This is a genomic window from Rhizobium sp. 10N414, from assembly GCF_056394785.1.
Window position 1 is genome coordinate 1 of the sequence record NZ_JBFTIN010000052.1, and the last position, 21,293, is coordinate 21,293.

The following is a 21,293-nucleotide window of genomic DNA, read 5'->3' on the forward strand; positions in this document are numbered from 1 at the left end:
TTGAGTACCGTTTCAAGTTCGCAGTCGATAACCGTCAGCGCATCTTTCAGCGCGGGCGTGCCGGTCGAAAGACTATACCATTGCGCGTCCTGATAGCGCTCGACCCCTCGCCGCCCATCGAAGCCGGCGAAGGACTGCGCGATATGCTGTTGGTCGACGGCAAGCACATTGACGCAGAAGCGGCGATATCGTTCAACCACCGGCCAGGACGACGACCCGCGATTGAGACTGACGATTATCGAAGGCTGCTCCGCGGAAAGGGACGAAACCGATGTCGCGGTAAAGCCTGTCCGCTCCTCGCGTTCGCCTACGGTGATGACGCTCACCGCGCCGGCCAGGTGGCGCATAGACAGCTTGAACGCAGATTGATCGACGACAGGTCGGGTTGTCATCTCTAGCATTCGCTCTCTCCTTGGTTAGGCTGTGGCTTGCGCCTTTACGAAACAATTGGCCGGCATCGAAAGGCCGAGGTTGTCCCGTAGCGTCTTGCCCTCATATTCTTCCCGGAAAAGTCCGCGCCGGCGCAATTCCGGCAGAACGAGCTTCACAAAATCGTCGAGGCTGGATGGCAGCGTCGGGAACATCAGGATGAATCCATCCGCCGCACGGGTCTCGAACCACTCCTCCATGAAGTCGGCAATCTGTGTCGGCGTACCGGTGATGCCATTGCCTGTGTGCTTCTCGGCGTAGTGGCGGACCAATTCACCGACGGTACGACCGCTCTTCACAAAATCGGTGAGTTCCTCAAACAGCGCCCGCGATCCCTTGGGTTCCGTCGGCAATCGATCCATCGGAAATGGCTTATCCAATGGGACGCCACGCAAATCGGCCTCGAGGAACTCGGAAAGCATCAGGCGACCGACGTCCGGGTGCATCTTGTCGATAAGGTAGTTGACCTTCGCCTGCGCCTCGGCTTCCGTTTCACCCACGTTCAGCACGACACCGGGCATGATTTTGAGGTCGTCAGGGTTACGCCCGTAGGCGGGCATACGTCCCTTGACGTTTTCGTAGAATGCGCGGTTTCGCTCGATGTTCGAGGCGAGGCTGAAAACGATCTCGGCCGTGCGTGCTGCCATGTCCATGCCGGGCTCCGAGCCACCGGCCTGCGCAATGACCGGCCGGCCCTGCGGCGAGCGCGCAATGTTCAGCGGTCCGCGCACCTGGAAGTGCTTGCCCTTGTGATTGAGCGTATGGTGCTTGGTCTTGTCATAGTAGACACCGCTCTCGCGATCGAGCAGCAACGCGCCGTCCTCGAAGCTGTCCCAGAGACCAAAGACGACATCCACAAACTCGTTGCCTCGCTCATAGCGTAGCGCGTGCGGATCCAGCCCCTCACGATTGAAATTGTAGCCCGTCTCGTCGTGGTCCGAGGTAACGACGTTCCAGCATACCCGCCCGTGGCTCAGATGGTCGATTGAGGCAAATAGCCGAGCGACGTTGTATGGCTCGTAGTAGCTGGTCGATACAGTGGCGACGAGACCGAGCTTCTCCGTCGTTACCGCAAGCGCCGCGAGCAACGACAATGGCTCGAAACGGTTCATCTTGGTCGGGATGCGCGCGAGAGCATCCGGGTCGCCGACGGCGGCGGCCGGAGAATCGGCCATGAACATGAAATCGAGTTTCGCCGCTTCGGATCGCCTGGCAACATCGAGCAGGTGGCTAAAATCGTTGGCGCCGTGAACGTCGCTTGCCGGATGCAGCCATGAGGCCGGGTGAAAGCCGAACGTATAGACGAATGTACCCAGTTTCATCTTGTCGGTACGCGCCATGCCATTCTCCAGTGGGATTGTTCTTTGATTGCCCAAGGTAACGCCACGCGACTTTCTTCATCAAGAACGCAACGCTGACTTCCGTTTTAGTTTTTCTAAAGAGTCGCAGGTGCGGAGATTTGCGCCTGCCGCCGCGAGATCGCCATGACCCAGTCGCGAAACTCCGAGCCATAAGGCTTTTGCAGCGCGGAGCGGTCCCAAGCAAGGAAGTAACTCTCGCGCAACGGCATTCTGATATCGACCGGTATCACCAATGTCTGCGCTTCCAATTCGTCGGCGATCATCGACATCTGCGCGAGCACGATTCCGCGCTTGTTGATGGCGGCGTCGATGGCGCTGCTCGACAGGGTAAAGGACAAGCCGGAGGGAGGACCTTTGAAGCTCGCCCCGATCTTCTCAGCGAATTCCGCCCAGCTGGGATAGGGTGTGAAATGCCGTTCCCACTCGACATGCAGCAGCGGATAGAACAAGAGATCGGCGGCGGTCAAATTCCTGCCATCTGTCAGGGCAGGGGAGCACGCTGGAACAACCCAGTCGCGAAACAGCTCGGCATAGTGGTCGTGCTGCAGAACGTCCGACCCGTAACTGACCCGGAAATCAACCTCGTCGAAGCCCATTCGCGGCTCCCTGTCGCGGCCGGTCAGCCTGACCTGAGCGTCTGGATGGAGCACTTGCCAGTCAAAAATGCGCCTGCCGATCCATTTGTTGACCACCGACGACAGCGCGCTGAGAACGAGCGCATTTTCGTTGCGCGCCCGTTCGAGCACCTGCTTTGCGAGCGCAAACTGCTCAAAGCCCTTCGATATTTCCCGGTGATAGAGCCGGCCCCACTGCGTTAGCTCCACCGTCCGTCCACTTCGCTCCACCAGGGTGATGCCGAGAAAGCTCTCAACTTTGCGTATCTGCTGGCTGATGGCGCCCGCAGACACGTTCAGTTCCGCGGCAGCCGCCATCACGCTCCCGCAGCGCCCGACCGCTTCGAATGCCTGCAGACCTTTCAGCGGAATTCCCCGAAACTTCTGTTCCTCGCTCACCACACTTCCCCATGGCTCCCGACGTTACGCAGGTTTTTCGGCCGGATGAAAGATGCCGGCAAACTGAAAGCGATCTCCGGGATGCGTGATCTCGACATAGGTCACCATGCGATCATTCTGCCACGTCTGACGAATGAGGTTCAGGCAGGGCTCGCCACGATCGATCTCAAGAATGCGGGCAGTCGCAGCATCGGCCGAGACCGCCCGTATCACATGCTTGGCCCTGGACCACGGCACTTGGGAGAGGAGCCATTTTGCCGGAGGCGCGGTCGCGAAGCTCTCGTCTCTTGCGAGCGGTACTGTGTCCAGCAGTATGATACGACGCTCGACTGCGGTGGGCTTTCCATCGACGATATGCAGACATTGGATCCTGAGGACTTCGGCTCCCGACGTACTGTCCAACTGTGCCGCCTCGACCGAGCCAAGGGTCTCGATCTGTCGTGTCAATATCTCGTAGCGATGCTCATAGCCCGCCAAAGTCGCCTCGGTGCCGATATCCTGGATATCCATGACCGTGCGGTCGATCTGCGGCGAGGCGACAAATGAGCCGGTTTTGCGCTTGCGTACGACAAGCCCGCGGTCGACGAGTGCCGTCATCGCCTTGCTTACCGTCATGCGCGAACAGCCGTAGTCGTCGACGAGGTCATGCTCTCTCGGGATCCGATGGCCGGGACGCCAGTCCCCGGCCAGGATCTTCGCCTCGATATCCTTGAATATCCTGAGATAAATTGGCTCCAAGACGCGACCCCATCCTGCCGCTGGCGAAACGATACAGACGCGAAGCTCGCGCCCCAAAGAACCCGGTCGGCACAAAAATTGCGTCCGTCGACTTTGACGTTGACACCTTAGGCTAGCGCATATCTATTTGTATAGTCAAAAGAGGATCATAGAAATCCGTGTCACGGGACTGAAATCGGGAACTCGAACGCATCCACGGGTGCGAAAACTGGAGAGATGACAATCATGATCGCACGTTCACTGCTGAAGGGCCTCGTCGGCGCTGCCTTTCTGGTTGGGGCGACCCTGTCGGCGCACGCCGCCGATACACTTGCCGCTGTCAAGGAGGCCGGCACGCTGAAGGTCGGTACGGAAACCGCCTTTGCGCCGTTTGATTTTATCGATGCCGGCGATCATGCTGGCCTGAACGTTGATCTTTTTGCCGAGATCGGCAAGGAGCTGGGCGTCAAGATTGAGTGGGTAGCGCTTCCTTGGGATGGCGTCTTTCCGGCGCTCGAAGCCGGCAAGTTCGATGTTGTGGCCGGTCCTGCAACCATTACCAAAAAGCGCATGGAGCGTTACCGCTTCACGCCGCCGATTGCCGAAGCGACCATCGCAATCCTGAAGAAAGCCGGTGACACGACCATCAGCAAGCCGGACGATATCGCCGGGAAGACGATCGGTGTCGGCAAGGCCACCTCGCAGCTCGATCAGCTGAAGGAATTCTCGGGAACGCTGTCTTCCAAGGTGGACATACGCGAATACCCCGCTTTCACTGAATCCTATGCCGATCTCGCCGCCGGTCGTATTGCCGGTGTCGCCAACTCGCTGCCGAACATCGCCTTCGTTGCCAAGCAGCGCGAGGGAACGTTTGAAGTCGTGCTGCCACCATTCGGCAAGAAGTCCTACTTCGGCTTCATTGGCCTGAAGGATGCCGACCATGCGCCGTTGATGGACGCGATCGATGCAGCACTGCTGAAGATCAAGGCTGATGGCCGTATGGCCGAGCTCCAGAAGAAGTGGTTTGGCGCCACCTTCGAAACGCCCGATGCCGTCAAGGACCCTGCGTTCTGATAGAAGACGATCGTTGATTGCGCCCCTTCCAGGGCGCAATCAAAGACGCCATCGTGCCTCCATGACAGCCAGGCGGGCAAAAGCCGGACATGTCCATCAAACTCTTTGAACTGCTTCTCTACGCGTCGATCTACACGGTGCTGATAAGCGTCGTGTCTATTTTGATCGGCTTTGCCATCGCGATCTTTCTTTCGGGCATGCTGCTGTCGAGGAAGGCTGTCTTCGTCGTTCCTGCACAAATCTTCATCAGTTTTTTTCGCGGCGTGCCGCTGCTTGTGCAACTGCTGCTTATCTACAATATGTTGCCTGCGATCGGGCTGAACGTACCGAGCATCGTCGCAGCCATCATCGGGCTCTCGCTTTGCACCGCGGCCTATCAGGCTGAAAACATGCGCGGCGGATTTGCCAGCGTCCCTATCGGTCTCGTGGAGTCGGCCGAGATGGTCGGCTTGACGCCGGGGCAGATCTTCCGCCGTATCAAGGCGCCCATCGCACTGAGGCTGACGTTCCCTGCGTTGGTCAACGAGGCGATCCTGATCCTCAAGGCCTCGTCGCTGGTTTCCGTCGTGGGCGTCGTCGAATTGACGCGCATGGCGCAGGATCTTGCAGGCAGCACCTTCCTGCCATTGCAGATCTTTGCTGCTGCGGGCCTCATCTATCTTGCGATCAATTGGATGGTGGCCCTTGCCGGCGACCTCATCGAGCGCTCTCTTCCGGGATTACCGCGATGACCTTTGACATCAACGTCATCCTCGACCAATTGCCGGCGATCACAAGCGGCGCCGAAGTGACGATCCTGATCTGGGTTGTCGGCACGATTGCGGCGGCGATCCTGGGGTTCTTCGTGGCTGTGGGTCGGCGCTTCGGTGGAGTGCTTCTCGACAAGACCCTCGGCTTTGTCGTCGCGGTCCTGCGCGGGACGCCGTTCCTCATCCAGATCTTTCTGGTCTACTATGGAGGTCCCTTCATTGGCCTGTCTCTCGATCCCCTGCCGGCGGGCTTGATCGGCATCTCGATCTACGGCGCCGCCTACTATAGCGAGATCTTTCGATCCGGCTTCATGGCGGTTCCCAGGGGCCACATCGAGGCTGGCGAATGTGTGGGCCTGACACAGGGGCAGATCATCCGGCGTATCCTGTTGCCTGAGATGACCATGCTCGTGCTGCCTCCGTCTTTGAACATGGCAGTTCTTCTGATGAAGGAAACGGCCGTCCTTTCGATCATCACCGTTCCCGAGTTGACGGCAACACTGAGCGCGATCGGAGCACAGCAATATGCCTTCGTCGAAGCTCTCTCGGTGCTGGCACTCTTCTATTGGGTGCTCGTCGAGATCACCGGCCGGCTTGGCCGCCTCGTAGAAACGAAATTCACCAGATTGAGGTTTTTCAACGCATGAGCCTCCCAGCGATCGCAGTCAAGAATCTCGTCAAGAAGTTTGGGGAGACGACAGTCCTCCAGAACATCGACCTCGAGATCCCGCAAGGCCAGGTCTCCTGCCTGATCGGCCCCTCAGGCTCCGGCAAGAGCACGCTTCTTCGTTGCATGGCCTTTCTCGAAGAAGCAACGTCTGGAACCATCACAATCAATGGCGAGGTCCTGGGTTTCACCGAAAATGCCAAGGGCCTACGGGAGCGCGTCGCTCCCGCCGCCAACCGTGCGATCCGCGCCCAGATCGGCATGGTGTTCCAGCAGTTTAATCTCTGGCCGCACATGACTGCGCTCGGAAATGTGAGCGAGGCACTGAAGACCGTCCAGAAGATGAGCCGCAAGGATGCTGAAGAACGAGCCATGGCGCAACTTGTGAAAGTCGGTCTTGAGGCACGGGCAGGGCATTATCCGTCGCAGCTTTCCGGTGGACAGCAACAGCGCGTGGCCATCGCCCGAGCGCTTGCCCTCAAGCCGAAGATCATGCTTTTCGACGAGCCGACATCCTCCCTCGACCCGGAACTGACCGGCGAAGTGCTGAACGTCATGCGCGATCTCGCCGCCGAGGGAATGACGATGGTCGTCGTGTCGCACGAGATCGGCTTTGCGGCCACCGTCGGGCAGCAGATCACGTTCCTCGACCACGGCAGAATCGTCTTCACAGGGCCCCCGCAGGAGGTCTTCAGGAAGCCGCGCAATGCGCGGCTTGAGCAGTTCCTCGACACCTATCTTGATCGCGGAGCGTCGATGTTGCTGTGAAGGCGCCGAGCCTACGTTCACTCATTTGATGTCATCTAGGTGAACGCGCACCCAACGGCTCCATGCCAGCAGGCAGTAAACCGACGATATCGCCGACATCGCACGGTCGCTGGCAAGGCGCGGCGGACAGTATAGCCTGACCGGATGCCAGGGACGGTCGGTGCCGGGCACGATATCTTGGGTAGCACGCTAAGGCGCCGATCGCGTTGATGTTTCCCGCCTGAACCTGTCGATCCGCTTGAAACCGCGTCCCCCGCGTCCTGCTGCGGCTTTCGGTCCTGCCAGGCTCGCACTGGGCCGCAACGGCGTTGCCGTCCTCCACTGGCGTTTCGGCCCTTCGGGTGCCGGCCAGCGCTTGAAGCCCGGCTTTTGGACCGCCGTAGCAGGTCGCGATGGTCGCGACCCCAAAGCGGAGGTTCCAACATGACAAGGCAGCAAACCAGCCAACGATCCGACATCCACGCCCGCATCACCGACAAGATCATTGCCGCTCTCGAACAGGGTGTCCGTCCCTGGATCCAACCCTGGCATAGCGCATATCCGTCCGATCCGGTCTCACGACCGCTGCGCTTCAATGGCGCAGCCTATTCCGGGATCAACGTCATTCTCCTCTGGTCGGAGGCAATCGCCCGCGGCTTCTCGTCCTCGACCTGGATGACATTCCGCCAGGCGCTCGAACTTGGCGGCGCGGTTCGCAAGGGCGAAAGCGGAACGACCGTCGTCTTTGCCAGCTCGATCATCCGTAGCGAAACGGCTGATGGCGGCGATGACGTCGAGCGCTCCATCCCCTTCATGAAAGCCTACACCGTCTTCAATGCCGATCAGATCGATGGCCTCGATGCCCGGGCTGACAAGCCAGCAAGCCTGTCGGATCCATTCGACCGCATCGGTGAGGCCGGTCGCTTCTTTGCCAACACCGGCGCCATGATCCGTCATGGAGGTTCGTCGGCCTATTACGCCGCAGCCCACGACTATATTCAGATGCCGCACTGCGACGCCTTTAGGGACGACGCTTCTTACTTTGCCATCATCTGCCACGAATTGACGCATTGGACGTCGGCAAAGGGACGGCTCGATCGCGATCTCAGCCGCTATGGGACGGATCGCAGTGAGCGCGCCCGGGAAGAACTGATTGCGGAACTGGGCAGCGCATTCCTGTGCGCCGATCTCGGGATCGTTCCGGAACTTGAACCGCGTCCCGATCATGCAAGCTATATTGATAGCTGGGTAAGACTGCTCAGCGGTGACAGGCGCGCAATCTTCACAGCCGCTTCACAGGCGCAGCGTGCCGTCGATTATCTGCACCATCTGCAGCCACGCATCGAAGACGAGGGGGCGGCGTGAGCCGCCCTTTCACGCCTGACGATGCCGCATGGAAAACAGGACCCCGCCCAATCCGAGCGGGGTCTTCCCATTTACTTGTTCAATGCATCCTTCAGCGCCTTTGCCGGCTGGAAGCTCAGCTTTCTGGCAGCGGCCACCTTGATGGTTGCACCGGTGGATGGATTGCGGGCCTCGCGCTCCGGTGTTGTCTTCACCTTGAACTTGCCAAAGCCCGGCAGGGACGTTTCGTTGCCGGCGACGGCTGCGCTGGTGATGGAGGCGATCACGGCTTCCACGATTGCCTTGCCCTGAACTTTGGTCAGGCCATGTTCGGCGGCGATCTTGTCAGCGATTTCGTTGGTGGTTGTCATTGTTTCCCCTTTCGTCAATTGAGAATCCCTGCCATCCGCTTCTCGCGCTGTCATCGGCGCACCGCAGTAAAAGAGGGTTAAACGACTGATTTCCACAGCTTCTGATTAAAATTCGCCAGCGGTGACCGCTGATCGGGTCGCGGCTGGCAAGATACCCTGGAGTGCTCGGGCAGCTTTTCGGGCGAGCTCCTCCAGTAATAGGCCAATCGCTTCCTCTTGCTGTCAACACCGTCTTCGACCGTATCTCCACCGGCAACGCATGTCGTTGGACCCGAAGCGGTATCGCGTACGTGTGCGAACCTTCCAGATACAGACGTAGAAGTCGTCGCGGTTGAAGCGCTTCAGCGACGGAAGTCGGAGCCGTGCGGGTCAATACCACACAGCCCTCTCGTACGTCCAACAGCTCCCAATCACTTCCAGCTCAGATATGTCGTCGACACGTCACGGCGAGCTTGAACCCAAGGCGTCCCACTCCTAGCGACAGGACAAAAGCGACCGGCCATGCGATAACGAAAGCGTTGGCCCATTCAGCAAGCCACGCCGGAATTGAGGTCGCGTGGATAAAGCCGAAGAATCCGGTCATGAGGAATGCCATCATTCCTGATATAAATAATTGAGCGACAATAATTGTTTTCGTGTCGTGCATGCAAATCTCCACTTGATAAGGTGGAGCGCTCACGGCAGCACCACCTTGATTGAAGGTCGGTGCCGTGGGTTCGCATCAGCGACTTTCCCGAGAACGGGGGCCGGAATAACCACACCGGCCTGAAACTTTTCGACACCCGTTCCTGACTTCAGATGTGTCGGGTGTCAAGGCGGCTCAAAGACCCTCGAAGCGAAAGCCGCATGTCGATCGGACCTCATCCGCAGGGCAGATATGCAATCTTTCTGGCAAGCCAGCAGCCGACGGTAAGGCCCGATACGGTACCATCGGCTTGGCGGTGAACCTGGACCGTCCAGTCGCCGGGTGGAGCGGCGTCCATCGACCGTCTGGTGGTGATGACCCAGACATCCACGGCGAGAGCATACATGCGCTCCACCGGGCCGGTTCCGAACATGCCTTCGAAGCTGGCATAAGCGGCGCCGCCGCGCGCTTCGATATGGAGGTGAGCTTCGAGTTCTTCCGACCAGTAGCGTCCAGCGATGCCTACGCCGTCAGCCCATTCGACAGGGGTCAGAGGACGGGCCGTCACCTCAAGGTTTTCACTCTCACGACGCATGACGAGCATCTCACCTTGTTTCTTCAGGGCGAGCGCGTGGCCGCGGGCGACACCGTCCGCAGAAACGGTAAGCCGCGCCGCGGAGGGGGCGTAGTGGAGCTTGATGCCAGTGGTGTCTTGAACGGTTCTAAGGATGAGACCTTGGTCATCGTCGAACCACAACCCGTCCCAGCCTTCGGGGCGAACGGTTTCGTTCGAAGCTTCGCGCCCGAGCGCAGCGTCGAGAATTGAGGTGGCAGCTGTAAACGAGCTTGCATCGTGGTTGAACATCACCACCACCGAAATCCGCTCCTCTGCTGCGTGAAGCCGAAACGAGCTGAAACCGCGCAGGCCGCCGCCGTGGCCAGTGATCCTGGCACCGCGCCAGGTATCGCGGCGCAGGCCAAAGCCGTAGCTTGCCGGCGCTCCGTTTCGGTAGGTCACCGGACCCGATATGCGGTTATAGAGGCTGTCAGGCTCGTCACGCGTCTCGTCGATATGGCATTCCCAGGCCAGCAGGTCGTCGAGCGAGGCAACAATGCCGGCGTCGCCAAACCAGTAGACGCCGTTTTCCGCCGGAAGAAAGCCGACGTCGTCGTTACCCTCATAGCCGACCACCCCGTCGGGGGGGTAGCGGGTGTCTGGCGCGAGCTCGGCCGTCTTCATGCCGGCGGGTGCGAAAATCCTCTCCCGCAAAAGCTCGCCGAAGGAGCGGCCCGTGCCGTCCTCGATCATCTCGCCGAGGATGCGGAAATTGCCGTTGTTGTAGGAGTAGAGCTCGCCTGCCGGGAAGTGGCCGGTCTTCGAGCGCGCAAGCAGCGGGAGTGCGTGCTCGCGCGTAAACTCCGCCTCCGGCTTGGCACCCTGCAGAACCGTCAGCGCCCAGTAGTCGCGCAAGCCCGACTGGTTGTGGCAGAGTTCCGCAACGCTTGGCAGCCTGTCGCGATAGCGCGGAAGATATGCGCTGACCCTGTCGTCCAGCACTGCGGGATCGCCAAACTGATCGAGCAGCAGCGCGCAGGTGAACTGTTTGGAGAGCGAGCAGATCGGCATGCGCGTCTCGGCCGTCATCTGTACCTTGCGGTACATGTCGGCGAACCCCCAGGCGCGCCGGGCGATCACCTTTCCATCCTTCACCACCCCTGCAACGCCGCCCGGTCCCTTGTAGCGGCCCGGCAGAAGGTTGAGCATCCGCTCTAGCGCGGTGGTGTCGATGCTGGTCATGACGCGTGCCTTGAATTATCGCGATCTATGGAAGGGGAGGGTAGGGCGCCCGAAACGGGCGCGTCTTTTCAGGATGGGTCGATGAAGGCTAAACCGCCATCGGCGAGATGTCAGCTCGCGGAAAAACGCAGATGCGTGGAGGGCTCAGCGGCGGCAAGGAAAGAAAGCAGATCCTCACGCGAAAGCGCCGCGCAGCCCGCCGTCGGAGAGTAGTTTGGCCGGGCGATGTGCAGGAAAACCGCACTGCCTGCGCCCGCCACCGGCGGGTCGTCATTATGCCCCAGGACGACGACGATGTCGTAGAGGTCATCCTCCATCCACATCTCCTCGTGGCTCGCGGCGAAGGGCAGCTTGACCTGGCGGTTGTAGTCCGGGTGCACGGGGTCGTCGCACCAGCCGTCGAGGCGGTCGATGGCGCGGCAGGGAAAAGGCGATACCGGCTTGCCGATCCGGTCGGCGCGGTAGAATAGCTGGCGGATCGGCCAGCGCCCGATCGGGCTCGCACCGTCACCTTCGACCTTTTCGTTGGCGGGACGCATGCCGCCGCGGCCAATGGCACAGCGCCAGCGCTTATCTCCATAGGCGGCCTGCCAGCCGTCGCCGTTGCGCGATACGATCAGATCCAAATTCGAACACCTTTCTTGACGTGAAATCACTGGTCCAGTGGAAAATGGCATGCGACCGTGTGGCCGCCGCGGTCCGACAGCGCAGGCTCCTCGCTCCGGCAGATCGCCTGCGCAAAGGGACAGCGCGTATGGAAACGGCATCCGGACGGCAGGTTCATCGGGCTCGGAATGTCGCCGGTGAGAAGCGGCCGCTCGCGGTTTCGCTGATGCGGATCGGGACGCGGAACCGCCGACATCAGGAACATCGTATAGGGATGGCGCGGCTTTGCGAAAATTTCCTCTGTCGTCCCGACTTCCACCATCCGCCCGAGGAACATCACCCCGACCCGATCGGCAAACTGGCGTACCACGCTCAGATCGTGGGTGATGAAGAGATAGGTTAGCTTCAGTTGCTCCTGGAGATCGCGCAAGAGGTTCAAGACCTGCGCCTGGATCGAGACATCGAGTGCCGAAACGGCCTCGTCGCAGACAACGAATTCGGGATTGTTGGCAAGCGCCCTAGCGATGCCTATGCGCTGCCGCTGCCCGCCGCTGAACTGGTGGGGATAGCGGCGCAGGAGCTGTCGGCGCAGCCCGACCATATCGAGCAGCTCGCCGCAGCGTTCTTCGATTTCGGCTCGGGTACCATATGCGTGTGCGCGCAAAGGCTCGGCCAAAATATCCTTGACGCGCTTGCGGGGATTTAGGGAGGCGAATGGGTCCTGAAAGACGATCTGCAGCTTCTTGCGCATGGCCCGCATTGCGGCCTCGTCGAGCGCGTGCAAATCCTGACCGCGATAGCGCACGGTCCCTTCCGTGCGCTCGATCAGCCGAAGCATCACGCGGCCGAGCGTCGTCTTGCCGCAGCCTGACTCCCCCACAAGCGCGAAGGTTTCCCTTTCGCGGATCTCGAGATCGATGCCGTCCACGGCGCGGATCACCTTATGCTGAGAGCGGAAGAAGCCCGTGCCGACAGGGTAGTGCTTGCTCAGCCCTGCGGTGGAAATCAGAACGTCGCTCACGCCTTTGCTCCCTCTTTGTCATGCAACCAGCAGCGCGCCTTGTGGCCATTGCCGAGATCCGTCAGTTCAGGCTGCTTCAGCTTGCAGATTGGCATCGCATCGCCGCAGCGGGGGTGGAAACGACAGCCCGCTGGAAGTTTCGCAAGATTCGGCACCACACCTGGAATGCTGTTCAGGCGTTCCGCCGTGCGTTTTTCCGTCGCTTTCGGGATCGAAGCGAGCAGGCCGCGCGTATAGGGATGCGAGGGCCGGTCGAAGAGGTCGAAGACATTGGCCTGTTCGACGATCTGGCCGGCATACATCACGTTCACCTCGTCGCACATCTCGGCGATGATGCCGAGATCGTGCGTGATCATGATGATTGCAGTGCCGGCTCGGTCGCGCAGTGCCATCATCAGCCTGAGGATCTGCGCCTGCGTGGTTACGTCGAGCGCCGTCGTCGGTTCGTCGGCGATCAGGAGCTTCGGTTCGCATATCAGCCCCATGGCGATCATCGCCCTCTGGCGCAACCCCCCCGAAAGTTGATGCGGATAAACGTCGAGGCGTGCCTTTGGCTCTGGAATGCCCACCGTCTCGAACATCTGCAGCACCTTTTCACGGATGGCGCGCTTGTTGAGGCCGGTGTGAATGGCAAGCGGCTCGCCAACCTGCTGAACCATGGTCTTCACCGGATTAAACGAGGTCATTGGCTCCTGAAAAACCATCGAAACCTCGCGACCGCGCTTGCGCCGCATCTCGTCGCTGTTCAGCCGCGCCAGATCGGTCCCGTCAAGGATGATGCTATCGGCGCTCACCGTTCCCGGCGGCGAAGGCACCAATCCCATCAGCGACAGCGCCGTGATGCTCTTGCCGGAGCCGGATTCCCCGACCAGACCGACGATCCGCCCGCGCCCGACGTCGAACGACACACCGTCAACAACCCGGACGGGGCCGTTTAGCGTCTTGAATTCCGTGCGCAGGTTGCGCACGCTGAGCAATATGTCTCGGTTTGTCATCGTCGCGCCCCTCAGTCCTTCATGTAGGGATCGAGCGCGTCACGCAGTCCGTCGCCGACAAAATTGAACGCCAGCACCGTGATCAGGATCGCAACGCCGGGCATGATCGCAACCAGGGGTGCGGAGAAGAGGTATTCCTTGCCCTTGGCCACCAGGAGACCCCAGCTGGCTTCGGGAGGTTGGACGCCGACGCCGAGGAAGCTGAGGCTCGATTCCCACATGATCGCGTCGGGAATGCTGAGCGAAAAGAGAACAATCAGTGTCGGAACGACGTTGGGGAAGATGTGGCCGACCATGATCGCCACCTTCTTCGTACCGTTCGCGCGCGCCGCCTCGATGAACTCCTTCTCCTTGACGGCGAGTGTCTGTGCGCGCACCACGCGGGCCACTCCGGCCCAGCCAACGAGGCTGAGCGCGATGAAGATGTTAAAGAGGTTCGCCCCAAGCGTGTACATCACCACCATCGCCAGCAGGAGCGACGGGAAGGCGATCATCATATCGGCCAGCCGCATGATCATGAAGTCGACCCGACCGCCGTAGTAGCCGCTGACAACACCAAGGACTGCTCCAATCATCAGGGAGATGAAGCTCGGCACGATACCGACGACCAGAGATATCCGGGCGCCATAAAGAATGCGGGTCAGGAGATCCCGGCCGAAGTTGTCCGTACCGAGCCAATAGGTGGTGGACGGCGGAAGGAACTGCTCGTTCAGCGCCACGCGGTAGGGATCATGCGGACTGATGAAGGAAACGAACAGCGCCACGAAGACGAGACACCCAACCATGATCAGACCGGCCATCGCCATTCGGTTCCTGCAAAAGATCCTGATGCCGTCGCGCAGGAAACTGTCGTTGCCCGCATCATCCTCAACGTCCGGGATGGTTTCGGCGATCTCAGTCATTTCGAACCTCCCTTCATTTCGGAGCGAATGCGGGGGTCGAGAACCGAATAGAGGATATCGGCAACGAGATTGCCGAAGATGACGAGGACGGTGGCGAATAGCACCGAGCCCTGCAGAAGCGGCATGTCGCGCGCCTGGATGGCGCTGACCGAAATGCGGCCTACGCCGGGGATGCCGAAGATCGCTTCGGTGATGACTGCGCCCGACAGCAGCCCCGCGACCTGGATCGCCATGATGGTCACGACCGGGATAAGCGCGTTCTTCAGCGCATGTCGGCGGATCACCATCAATTCGCGAAGGCCCTTGGCGCGAGCCGTGCGGATATAATCGTGGCGCATGACCTCAAGCAGGCTGGAGCGGGTGAGGCGGGCGATGACGCCAGCCGAACTCCATCCGAGCACGATCGCTGGCATGATCACATACTGGTATCCGTAAAAACCGGACACAGGCAGCCATTTCAGCTTCAGAGCGAAGACATATTGCATCAACAGGGCCGACCAGAAGATCGGCATCGAAACCCCAAGAAGCGAGAAGCCCATGAACAGGTGGTCGAGCAGCGAATCCCGCCTGACCGCCGACAGCACTCCCACCGGAATGCCGATCACCCAGGACACGAGTGCCGCACAGATCGTCAAGATGAGCGTGCTCGGGAATGCATTGAGGATGAGCGTCGTCACGTCGCGATTGAGCTTGATCGACACGCCGAGATCGCCTTGAAGGGCGGCGAAGAGGAACCTGAAGTATCGCGTGATCAACGGATCGTCGAGGTGCATCTGGGCGCGCACGCGGTTGATGACGTCGGCGCTGGCATGCTCCTTCATCAGAAGCGCTATGGGATCACCGGGTATCACGTTGAGCATGATGAAGAGCAGCGCCGTGATGCCGATCAGAACTGGGATCGACATCGCGATGCGCTTTATCACGAAGGTCAGCATCGAAAGTGGTCTTTCATCGAATCTCGCCGGAACAAGGATCGCCGGCAAATGGATCCTGCGAAACCGCAGGGAAACAAGAGGATGGCGGGCCCCTTTCGAGGCCCGCCACGCCGGTTAAGTCCTATTCGACTTCCATCTTGTAGTAGCTCATGTCGCTCCAGCCGTTCCACGGCACCACGAAGTTCTTCACCCGGGGCTGAACGACATAGTTGTGGTCAAGGCTGAATAGCGGCACCCAGGCTGCATCGTCCTGCACGATCCGATCCGTCATCTTCTGGTACAGCGCGCAGCGTTCCTCAGGGTTGGTCATCGAGCGCGCCTTGTCGAGCGCCGCAAAGACCTCCTCGTCGTTGTTGTTGTAACCGCGAACCGACGTGCCGCTCTTGCTGAAGAACGTGTAGAAGAAATTGTCCGGATCATTAAAGTCCGCCGACCAGTTTTGCGTGTAGTTGTCGACTGTCCCCGCCTTGCGGGCCGCAAAATATGCGGATTCGTCCATCGTGTTGATCTCGGCGTTGAAGCCAGATTCCTTGATCTGGGCCTGGATAATCTGGTTCATATCGGACCAACGCGAGGACCAATTGCTGGCCTGGGTCAGCTTGATGTCTACGCCGTTGGGGTAGCCAGCCTCTGCCAGCAGCGCCTTGGCCTTCTGCGGGTTGTACTCGATCGGCTTGGCCTCGGCATAGCAGGTCAGTCCACGCGGCATGACGCCGTTTTCCAACTTGCCCTTGCCATAGAAATTCTTGTCGAGAATTTCCTGGCGGTTGATGGCCATCTGGAACGCCTTGCGGACGCGCACGTCGTCGAAGGGCTTCAGCGCCTGATTGATGTGGTAGTAATAGATGCCGACGCGTGGACCGGATCGAATCTGGTCCTTCCATTGGTCACTGCCGGCGAAATAGGGCAGCTGCGACGATGCGTAGTCGATATCGAACACATCCAGCTCGCCCGACTCGAAGAGAAGTCGCAGTGTTTCGGCATCGGCGACCACGCGGATGACGATCTGGTCGAGCTTCGGGCGACCCTTGAAATACTTGTCGTTGGCCTCAAGGACCTGACTGTCGTTGAGGGTGTATTCCGTCAGTTTGAACGGCCCGGTTCCGTTGGTCGTTTCCGGCGTAAGGCCGTACTTGTCGCCGAGCGGTTCGGTGAATTTGCGATTGTAGATCGACGCACCGGGGCTCGCCAAAAGGGCGATGAAGGCCGCGTAAGGCTCCTTCAGGACAATCTTGACAGTATATTTGTCCACCGCCTGCAGACCGGGGACCGTGGTGGCGGATCCGTCCAGGCGCTCGGTGGCACCATCGACGAAATTGAGAATATCGGTGCTCAGCGCCTTGGTCTTGGGGTCGAGCATGCGGTCGAAGGTGTAGACGACGTCATCCGCAGTCAGCTCCTCGCCGTTGTGAAACAGAACGCCTTTGCGCAGGTGGAATATGTAGGTCTTGCCGTCCTGCGAAACTTCCCAGCTCTCGGCAAGCCCGGGGGTGAGCTGCGACTGGCCCGGCCCGCTCGTTTCGGCCTCGACGAGCCGGTCGTAAACGTTGAGCGGCAGTGTGTAGAAATCCTGCGTCATCTGGACGTCGACGGTCTTCGGATCCTCCTGATAGGCGATCTTCAAGACATGGTCGGCCGCAAGACTGGTCGAAGCCATCGCAAGCGTAATGAGGCCCGTCGCCATCATAAACTTGGCTTTGTTCAGCATTTGAAATTCCCTCTTTTTCTTGTTTCCCCATCCGGGGCAGCGCTTGTCGCTTCCCCGTTTTGTCCGGTTCCCGGTCCAATTATTGTTCAGCGTCTGCCAATTCCCTCCCGGTGCCTTTTGTGCCCCCGTGCAAAACAGGTTCGGCCATCCCTCTTCCGCCCGGTGCAGGACGCTCCCAGGCTCCCCCATGCTCGAGTTGTAGCATTTCTTGAATGCCCTGCCTGCGGCGGATTGTCTTGAACCGATCGCCGTCCACAAGTACCTCGGCAAGAAGATCGCGTGAGTTGTAGGTCGATGCCATCGACGCGCCATAGGCGCCGGCGAGATCGAAAGCCAGCAGGTCGCCGGCCCGCAGTTCACCGAGCCCATCGTAGCGTCCAAATTTGTCGGAGCTTTCGCAAATTGGCCCGACGAGACTATAGGTGCACGCTGCATCGTTGAGTTGCGGTTCCTGAAGGGGAAGAACGGGATGGTGGGCGTCGTAGAGCGCCGTGCGCATAAGGTCGTTCATTCCCGCGTCGAGAATGCCCATGCATCCGTCCTGCATGTCCTTGAGGTAAAGCAACTCGCTCACCAGCAACCCCGCCCGCCCGACGAGCCAGCGGCCCGGCTCGACGGCAAGTTTGCAGCCGAGATGGCCAACTGTCTCGGCGATGATCGCGGAATAGCGCCCAATGTCTGGGCCTGGTTTATCGCCGGATGCAATCCCAATGCCGCCTCCGAGGTCGAGGCGCGGCACGGACAATCCCCTGCCGCGCATCTCCGTTACCAGCTCGGCCATCGCCGAAAAGGCGCGCCGGAACGGCTCCATGTCATGTATTTGCGACCCGATGTGGACGGCGACGCCAACCGCTTCCAAATCCGGTACCGCAGCAACCTGCGCGTAGAGGTCGGCCACCTGGCCGATCGCGATTCCAAACTTGCTGTCCTTCGTCGCGGTGGTGATTTTCGCGTGCGTCTTGGCATCGACGTCGGGATTGACTCGCAATGCGACCGGCGCGCGCTTGCCGAGTGCACGGGCGACCTCGGCGACCACGCTGATTTCAGCCGCTGATTCGACATTGATCTGGTGAATGCCGACCTCAATTGCGCGGGCGATTTCCGCGCGGGTCTTTCCGACGCCGGAGAAGATGATCCTTGACGCAGGTACGTCCGCTGCCAGTGCACGCTCCAGCTCTCCTCCGGAAACGATGTCCATCCCGCATCCGAGTTCTGCAAGCAGGCGAAGGACGGCGATGTTGCTATTGGCTTTGACGGCGTAGCAGATCGCGACGTCGATGGGGGTGAGGGCTCGCGAAAGTGTCCTGTAAGCCGATCGGATGGCGCCGGCGGAGTAGCAGTAAAAAGGCGTTGGAATGGCGGCGGCAACCGCGCCCAGCCGCACGTCCTCGATATGCAGAGCGCCTGCTCGATAGGCGAGCCAGCGCCGCTCGTCATCCTGCCAGGTTTCTTCTTCGACGTATTTTGTCATCGCCCGTCACGCTTGTTTGGGTTCCGGCAGCGATAGTTTCAGACCCTGAATCCTGAGGGAAATAATTGATAGGGCGCTCTTATTCATTTCTGATATATGAGAGCCTTCACCTGCGCTCTCGTCAGGAGGGGAAAGGCACCGAAGCGAAAGGCTCAGACCGATGAGGCTCAACCAACGCCAGATTGAGGTCTTTAACAGCATCATGATCAGCAAAAGCGTGACCGCGGCGGCCGCGGCACTGGGAACGTCACAGCCGACCATCAGCCGAGAGCTCAGAGAAATGGAGCAGCGGATCGGCTTCGACCTTTTCGTGCGCTTCGGCAAGCGTTTGACACCCACGAACCAGGCACTTTTGCTACATGAAGTCGTTCGCCGGTCCTTCCTCGGCATGGAAGAAATCAGCCGTGCTGCGTCGGCGATCCGCATGCACAACGCTTCCAACCTAAGGATCGCCACGATCCCGGCCTATGCGGATTCCATCATCCCACGCGTGGCGCAAAAGCTTCTGAAGCATCGCCCGGCGGTTCATCTCTCCCTGCATTCGTTGGAGGAGGTTTCGCTGCAACATGAAATGGCAACAACGGTCTTCGACTTGGGGGTGACCGAAGGCCGGTTCGAATATGCTGGCGTAGCCTCTCAGCGGATCGACGTTGGCGATCAAGTATGCGTCGTGCCGATCGGTCACAGGCTTTCGCAAAAGGGCCTCCTCGAACCCGCAGATTTCGATGGCGTACCGTTTGTCTATTTCTCGCAGGACGATCCCTATCGAAGAAAACTTGACGACATATTCCTGGCTGCAGGCATTTCGCGCAGTTATGCTGTCGAGACGACGACGGCCACCAGCGTATGTTCGATGGTTGCCGCCGGTGTAGGTGTGTCAATCATCAATCCGCTGACTGCTGCAACCCATGTCGACAAGGGGGTGGTATTGCGCAGGCTGAGCGTCAGCGTCCCGTACACGCTTGCCGTATGGCGCCCGGTTCGAAGGACGCGATCGACGGTCATTGAAAGGTTCCTTTCGGTCCTGACCGAGGCTGCCAACGAGATGCGGGCAACTTTGCACTCCGCGCTGGATAGAAAGTAAGGCAGACCACGCCGCGGACTTGAACGTCCAACTTCTTGGCTGCACGGCACACCTTGGGTCGCACGCCATAACCTAACGCAGTAAGCGTCTGAAACGGCGCAGCGCCAGCCAGAAAAACACGCTCGCGATGACAAGAAGCGCCAGAAGCTGTGGCCAGACCACGTCGAGCTGTGCTCCTCGAAACAGGACCGCCTGTGCCAGAATGACGAAGTGCGTGTTCGGTGCCAGCAGCATGATATTCTGGATAGTATCAGGCATGCTCTCGCGCGGCGTCATGGCGCCTGACAGTACCTGAAGCGGCAGCAGCACGAGGATCAGGAGCAAGCCGAACTGCGGCATCGATCCGGCAATTTGGGTCACGACCACAAAGTTGCCGGCACGGAGCGGCCATCATGCTTCGAATAAAGAGTTCCATTGCCGGCCATCCTGACAGACGACAAGCGAAAGTCTATCGAAAATGCACGCAGATGTTTGCTTATGATTGCTGCACAATCGTCACATGCCAAAGGGAGCTGAAGCCAGATTGGCATTTCTCAGTTGATGGGGAACGGGGCGTAACCGCGCCTATTTGATGATTGACTCTGGGACGTCACCTCGATGCTCCAGCGAGTACCCGAGCGCCATCAAGCCATCTGCTAGACGCCGTGGCGCGTCTGTGGAAGGAGGCATCGTGCGAATATCTTTCTGCCCCGGCTGGAAACCGATCCGATCGAAGAGGGCGGCAAAGGCTTTCCATTCCAAGGGTGCCATTGGAAACGGCTCGGGAAAATGAACGAAAAGGGTACCATCGATCGACTTCCATTCGATGATTATGACGCGGGGCATCGGGTCCTTACTCGTGTTCCAAGGTGCATGCTGGTCCACCCATTGTTCCAACGATGTAGTTCGAAATTTGGGCACGACCAGCGACGCGATGGACGCAAGGAGCGAGAACGCCGGTAGTAGTACTCTCTCGGGGCGCCCAGGCGCCTGTTTTAGCTCGCCCGGTTAGCCGGTCACCGCAGGTGTCCCGGGTGCTGGATGAGCAGGACGGTTTGGACAACCGAGCCCCCTGTCAACAGGAGATTACATTTTCGTCATATATCTCGATATATCTTGATTTGCGATATATCGAGATATATTCAGTAAGCATGAAACACGGACCTTTAGACGCTTCTGATGATCACCATGGACGGCCCCATCGGGGCAGGGGCGGCAAGCGGATGTTCGACTATGGCGAGCTACGCCTGCTAATCCTCGCGATGATCTTTCAGCGTCCCTTCCACGGCTATGAGTTGATGAAGGCAATCGAACAGCGCCTCGGAGGCAACTATACACCCAGTCCAGGCGTCATTTATCCGACGCTCGCATGGCTCGACGACATGGGTTACGCCTCAATCGAACTCGAGGAGGGGGGGCGCAAGCTCTATCATGTCACGGAGCAGGGGAGAGCCTTTATAGATGCCAATAGATCGCTCGTGGAGGAACTGCTGACCCGGGCCGTACCGGGCGAGCGGGGGCACGATGAGGTTCCAGACGCGATCATCCGAGCGATGGAAAACCTGAAGCTCGCCTTGCGGCTGCGGCTTCGTAAGGGGCCGCCGGATGAGGCGACGACAGGTGATATCGCCAACATCCTGGACGAGGCGGCGCGGGCAATCGAACGCCGTTGAGTGACGCTGGGAGGCACCAGGCGT

General features: G+C 59.6%; 21 protein-coding genes and 1 pseudogene. 7 read left to right on the forward strand and 15 right to left on the reverse strand.

The window, feature by feature from the left end:
• From AC1DE4_RS28315 to AC1DE4_RS28330, 4 genes are all read right to left on the reverse strand, one after another.
• Positions 1 to 401: flavin reductase family protein (locus AC1DE4_RS28315; protein ID WP_477817311.1), on the reverse strand; the 401-nt coding region annotated here is incomplete at its 3' end.
• 15 nt (positions 402 to 416) lie between these two features.
• A complete protein-coding gene (locus AC1DE4_RS28320) occupies positions 417 to 1,769 on the reverse strand; it encodes an LLM class flavin-dependent oxidoreductase (RefSeq protein WP_477884155.1) in 1,353 nt (450 codons plus the stop codon).
• Positions 1,770 to 1,864: 95 nt separating this feature from the next.
• Positions 1,865 to 2,803 carry a LysR family transcriptional regulator gene (locus tag AC1DE4_RS28325; RefSeq protein WP_477884157.1) on the reverse strand — a complete coding sequence of 313 codons (939 nt, stop codon included), beginning with the start codon at positions 2,801 to 2,803 and terminating at the stop codon, positions 1,865 to 1,867.
• A gap of 24 nt (positions 2,804 to 2,827) precedes the next feature.
• On the reverse strand, positions 2,828 to 3,541 hold the full coding sequence (locus AC1DE4_RS28330) for a UTRA domain-containing protein (RefSeq protein ID WP_113469812.1): 714 nt from the start codon (positions 3,539 to 3,541) through the stop codon (positions 2,828 to 2,830).
• A 225-nt stretch (positions 3,542 to 3,766) separates the two neighbouring features.
• Here AC1DE4_RS28330 and AC1DE4_RS28335 point away from each other — a divergent pair, with 225 nt between their 5' ends.
• The 5 genes from AC1DE4_RS28335 (at position 3,767) to AC1DE4_RS28355 (ending at position 8,122) form a co-directional block, all read left to right on the forward strand.
• Positions 3,767 to 4,594: a transporter substrate-binding domain-containing protein gene (locus tag AC1DE4_RS28335; protein WP_477884159.1), complete on the forward strand. Its 828-nt coding sequence runs from the start codon at positions 3,767 to 3,769 to the stop codon at positions 4,592 to 4,594.
• 89 nt (positions 4,595 to 4,683) lie between these two features.
• Entirely contained in the window at positions 4,684 to 5,325 is a 642-nt protein-coding gene (locus AC1DE4_RS28340) for an amino acid ABC transporter permease (protein ID WP_477884161.1), read from the forward strand.
• A complete protein-coding gene (locus AC1DE4_RS28345; RefSeq protein WP_477884163.1) occupies positions 5,322 to 5,990 on the forward strand; it encodes an amino acid ABC transporter permease in 669 nt (222 codons plus the stop codon). The genes AC1DE4_RS28340 and AC1DE4_RS28345 overlap by 4 nt, the downstream gene beginning before the upstream one ends.
• Complete coding sequence (locus tag AC1DE4_RS28350; protein ID WP_018860428.1) at positions 5,987 to 6,778, forward strand: amino acid ABC transporter ATP-binding protein; 792 nt, start codon at positions 5,987 to 5,989, stop codon at positions 6,776 to 6,778. Before AC1DE4_RS28345 ends, AC1DE4_RS28350 begins: the two co-directional genes overlap by 4 nt.
• 423 nt (positions 6,779 to 7,201) lie before the next feature.
• Positions 7,202 to 8,122, forward strand: a complete 921-nt coding sequence (locus tag AC1DE4_RS28355; RefSeq protein WP_477884165.1) for an ArdC family protein — start codon at positions 7,202 to 7,204, stop codon at positions 8,120 to 8,122.
• A gap of 71 nt (positions 8,123 to 8,193) precedes the next feature.
• On the opposite strand, the gene AC1DE4_RS28360 is transcribed toward AC1DE4_RS28355, so the two are convergent.
• The 10 genes from AC1DE4_RS28360 to lysA all read right to left on the reverse strand — a co-directional run bounded on the left by AC1DE4_RS28360 (position 8,194) and on the right by lysA (position 18,533).
• Positions 8,194 to 8,472, reverse strand: a complete 279-nt coding sequence (locus tag AC1DE4_RS28360; protein WP_018860244.1) for an HU family DNA-binding protein — start codon at positions 8,470 to 8,472, stop codon at positions 8,194 to 8,196.
• A gap of 421 nt (positions 8,473 to 8,893) precedes the next feature.
• A complete protein-coding gene (locus AC1DE4_RS28365; RefSeq protein ID WP_477884167.1) occupies positions 8,894 to 9,118 on the reverse strand; it encodes a DUF2798 domain-containing protein in 225 nt (74 codons plus the stop codon).
• A 214-nt stretch (positions 9,119 to 9,332) separates the two neighbouring features.
• On the reverse strand, positions 9,333 to 10,895 hold the full coding sequence (locus tag AC1DE4_RS28370) for a D-aminopeptidase (RefSeq protein WP_477884169.1): 1,563 nt from the start codon (positions 10,893 to 10,895) through the stop codon (positions 9,333 to 9,335).
• A 110-nt stretch (positions 10,896 to 11,005) separates the two neighbouring features.
• Positions 11,006 to 11,521, reverse strand: coding sequence for a L,D-transpeptidase family protein (locus AC1DE4_RS28375; RefSeq protein ID WP_477884171.1), 516 nt, complete (start codon positions 11,519 to 11,521; stop codon positions 11,006 to 11,008).
• Positions 11,522 to 11,547: 26 nt separating this feature from the next.
• Positions 11,548 to 12,522 (reverse strand): ABC transporter ATP-binding protein, encoded by a 975-nt coding sequence (locus AC1DE4_RS28380; protein WP_477884173.1) that lies wholly within the window; start codon positions 12,520 to 12,522, stop codon positions 11,548 to 11,550.
• A complete protein-coding gene (locus AC1DE4_RS28385) occupies positions 12,519 to 13,517 on the reverse strand; it encodes an ABC transporter ATP-binding protein (protein WP_477884175.1) in 999 nt (332 codons plus the stop codon). Before AC1DE4_RS28385 ends, AC1DE4_RS28380 begins: the two co-directional genes overlap by 4 nt.
• 11 nt (positions 13,518 to 13,528) lie before the next feature.
• The gene (locus AC1DE4_RS28390) at positions 13,529 to 14,419 is read right to left on the reverse strand and encodes an ABC transporter permease (protein WP_477884176.1); all 891 of its coding nucleotides are present in this window, start codon (positions 14,417 to 14,419) and stop codon (positions 13,529 to 13,531) included.
• Positions 14,416 to 15,354 carry an ABC transporter permease gene (locus AC1DE4_RS28395; RefSeq protein WP_018860236.1) on the reverse strand — a complete coding sequence of 313 codons (939 nt, stop codon included), beginning with the start codon at positions 15,352 to 15,354 and terminating at the stop codon, positions 14,416 to 14,418. The genes AC1DE4_RS28390 and AC1DE4_RS28395 overlap by 4 nt, the downstream gene beginning before the upstream one ends.
• A 121-nt stretch (positions 15,355 to 15,475) precedes the next feature.
• Positions 15,476 to 17,062, reverse strand: coding sequence for an ABC transporter substrate-binding protein (locus AC1DE4_RS28400; protein WP_018860235.1), 1,587 nt, complete (start codon positions 17,060 to 17,062; stop codon positions 15,476 to 15,478).
• 79 nt (positions 17,063 to 17,141) lie between these two features.
• Positions 17,142 to 18,533 (reverse strand): diaminopimelate decarboxylase, encoded by a 1,392-nt coding sequence (lysA, locus tag AC1DE4_RS28405; protein WP_477884177.1) that lies wholly within the window; start codon positions 18,531 to 18,533, stop codon positions 17,142 to 17,144.
• 160 nt (positions 18,534 to 18,693) lie between these two features.
• Between lysA and AC1DE4_RS28410 the strand changes: the two genes are divergently transcribed.
• A complete protein-coding gene (locus tag AC1DE4_RS28410; protein ID WP_018860233.1) occupies positions 18,694 to 19,617 on the forward strand; it encodes a LysR family transcriptional regulator in 924 nt (307 codons plus the stop codon).
• A gap of 72 nt (positions 19,618 to 19,689) precedes the next feature.
• On the opposite strand, the pseudogene AC1DE4_RS28415 reads toward AC1DE4_RS28410, so the two are convergent.
• A pseudogene (locus AC1DE4_RS28415) lies at positions 19,690 to 19,968 on the reverse strand (ABC transporter permease); the annotation flags it as partial.
• Between the two features lie 851 nt (positions 19,969 to 20,819).
• Between AC1DE4_RS28415 and AC1DE4_RS28420 the strand changes: the two are divergent.
• Positions 20,820 to 21,269 carry a PadR family transcriptional regulator gene (locus AC1DE4_RS28420; RefSeq protein ID WP_018860230.1) on the forward strand — a complete coding sequence of 150 codons (450 nt, stop codon included), beginning with the start codon at positions 20,820 to 20,822 and terminating at the stop codon, positions 21,267 to 21,269.
• Positions 21,270 to 21,293 lie beyond the last annotated feature (24 nt).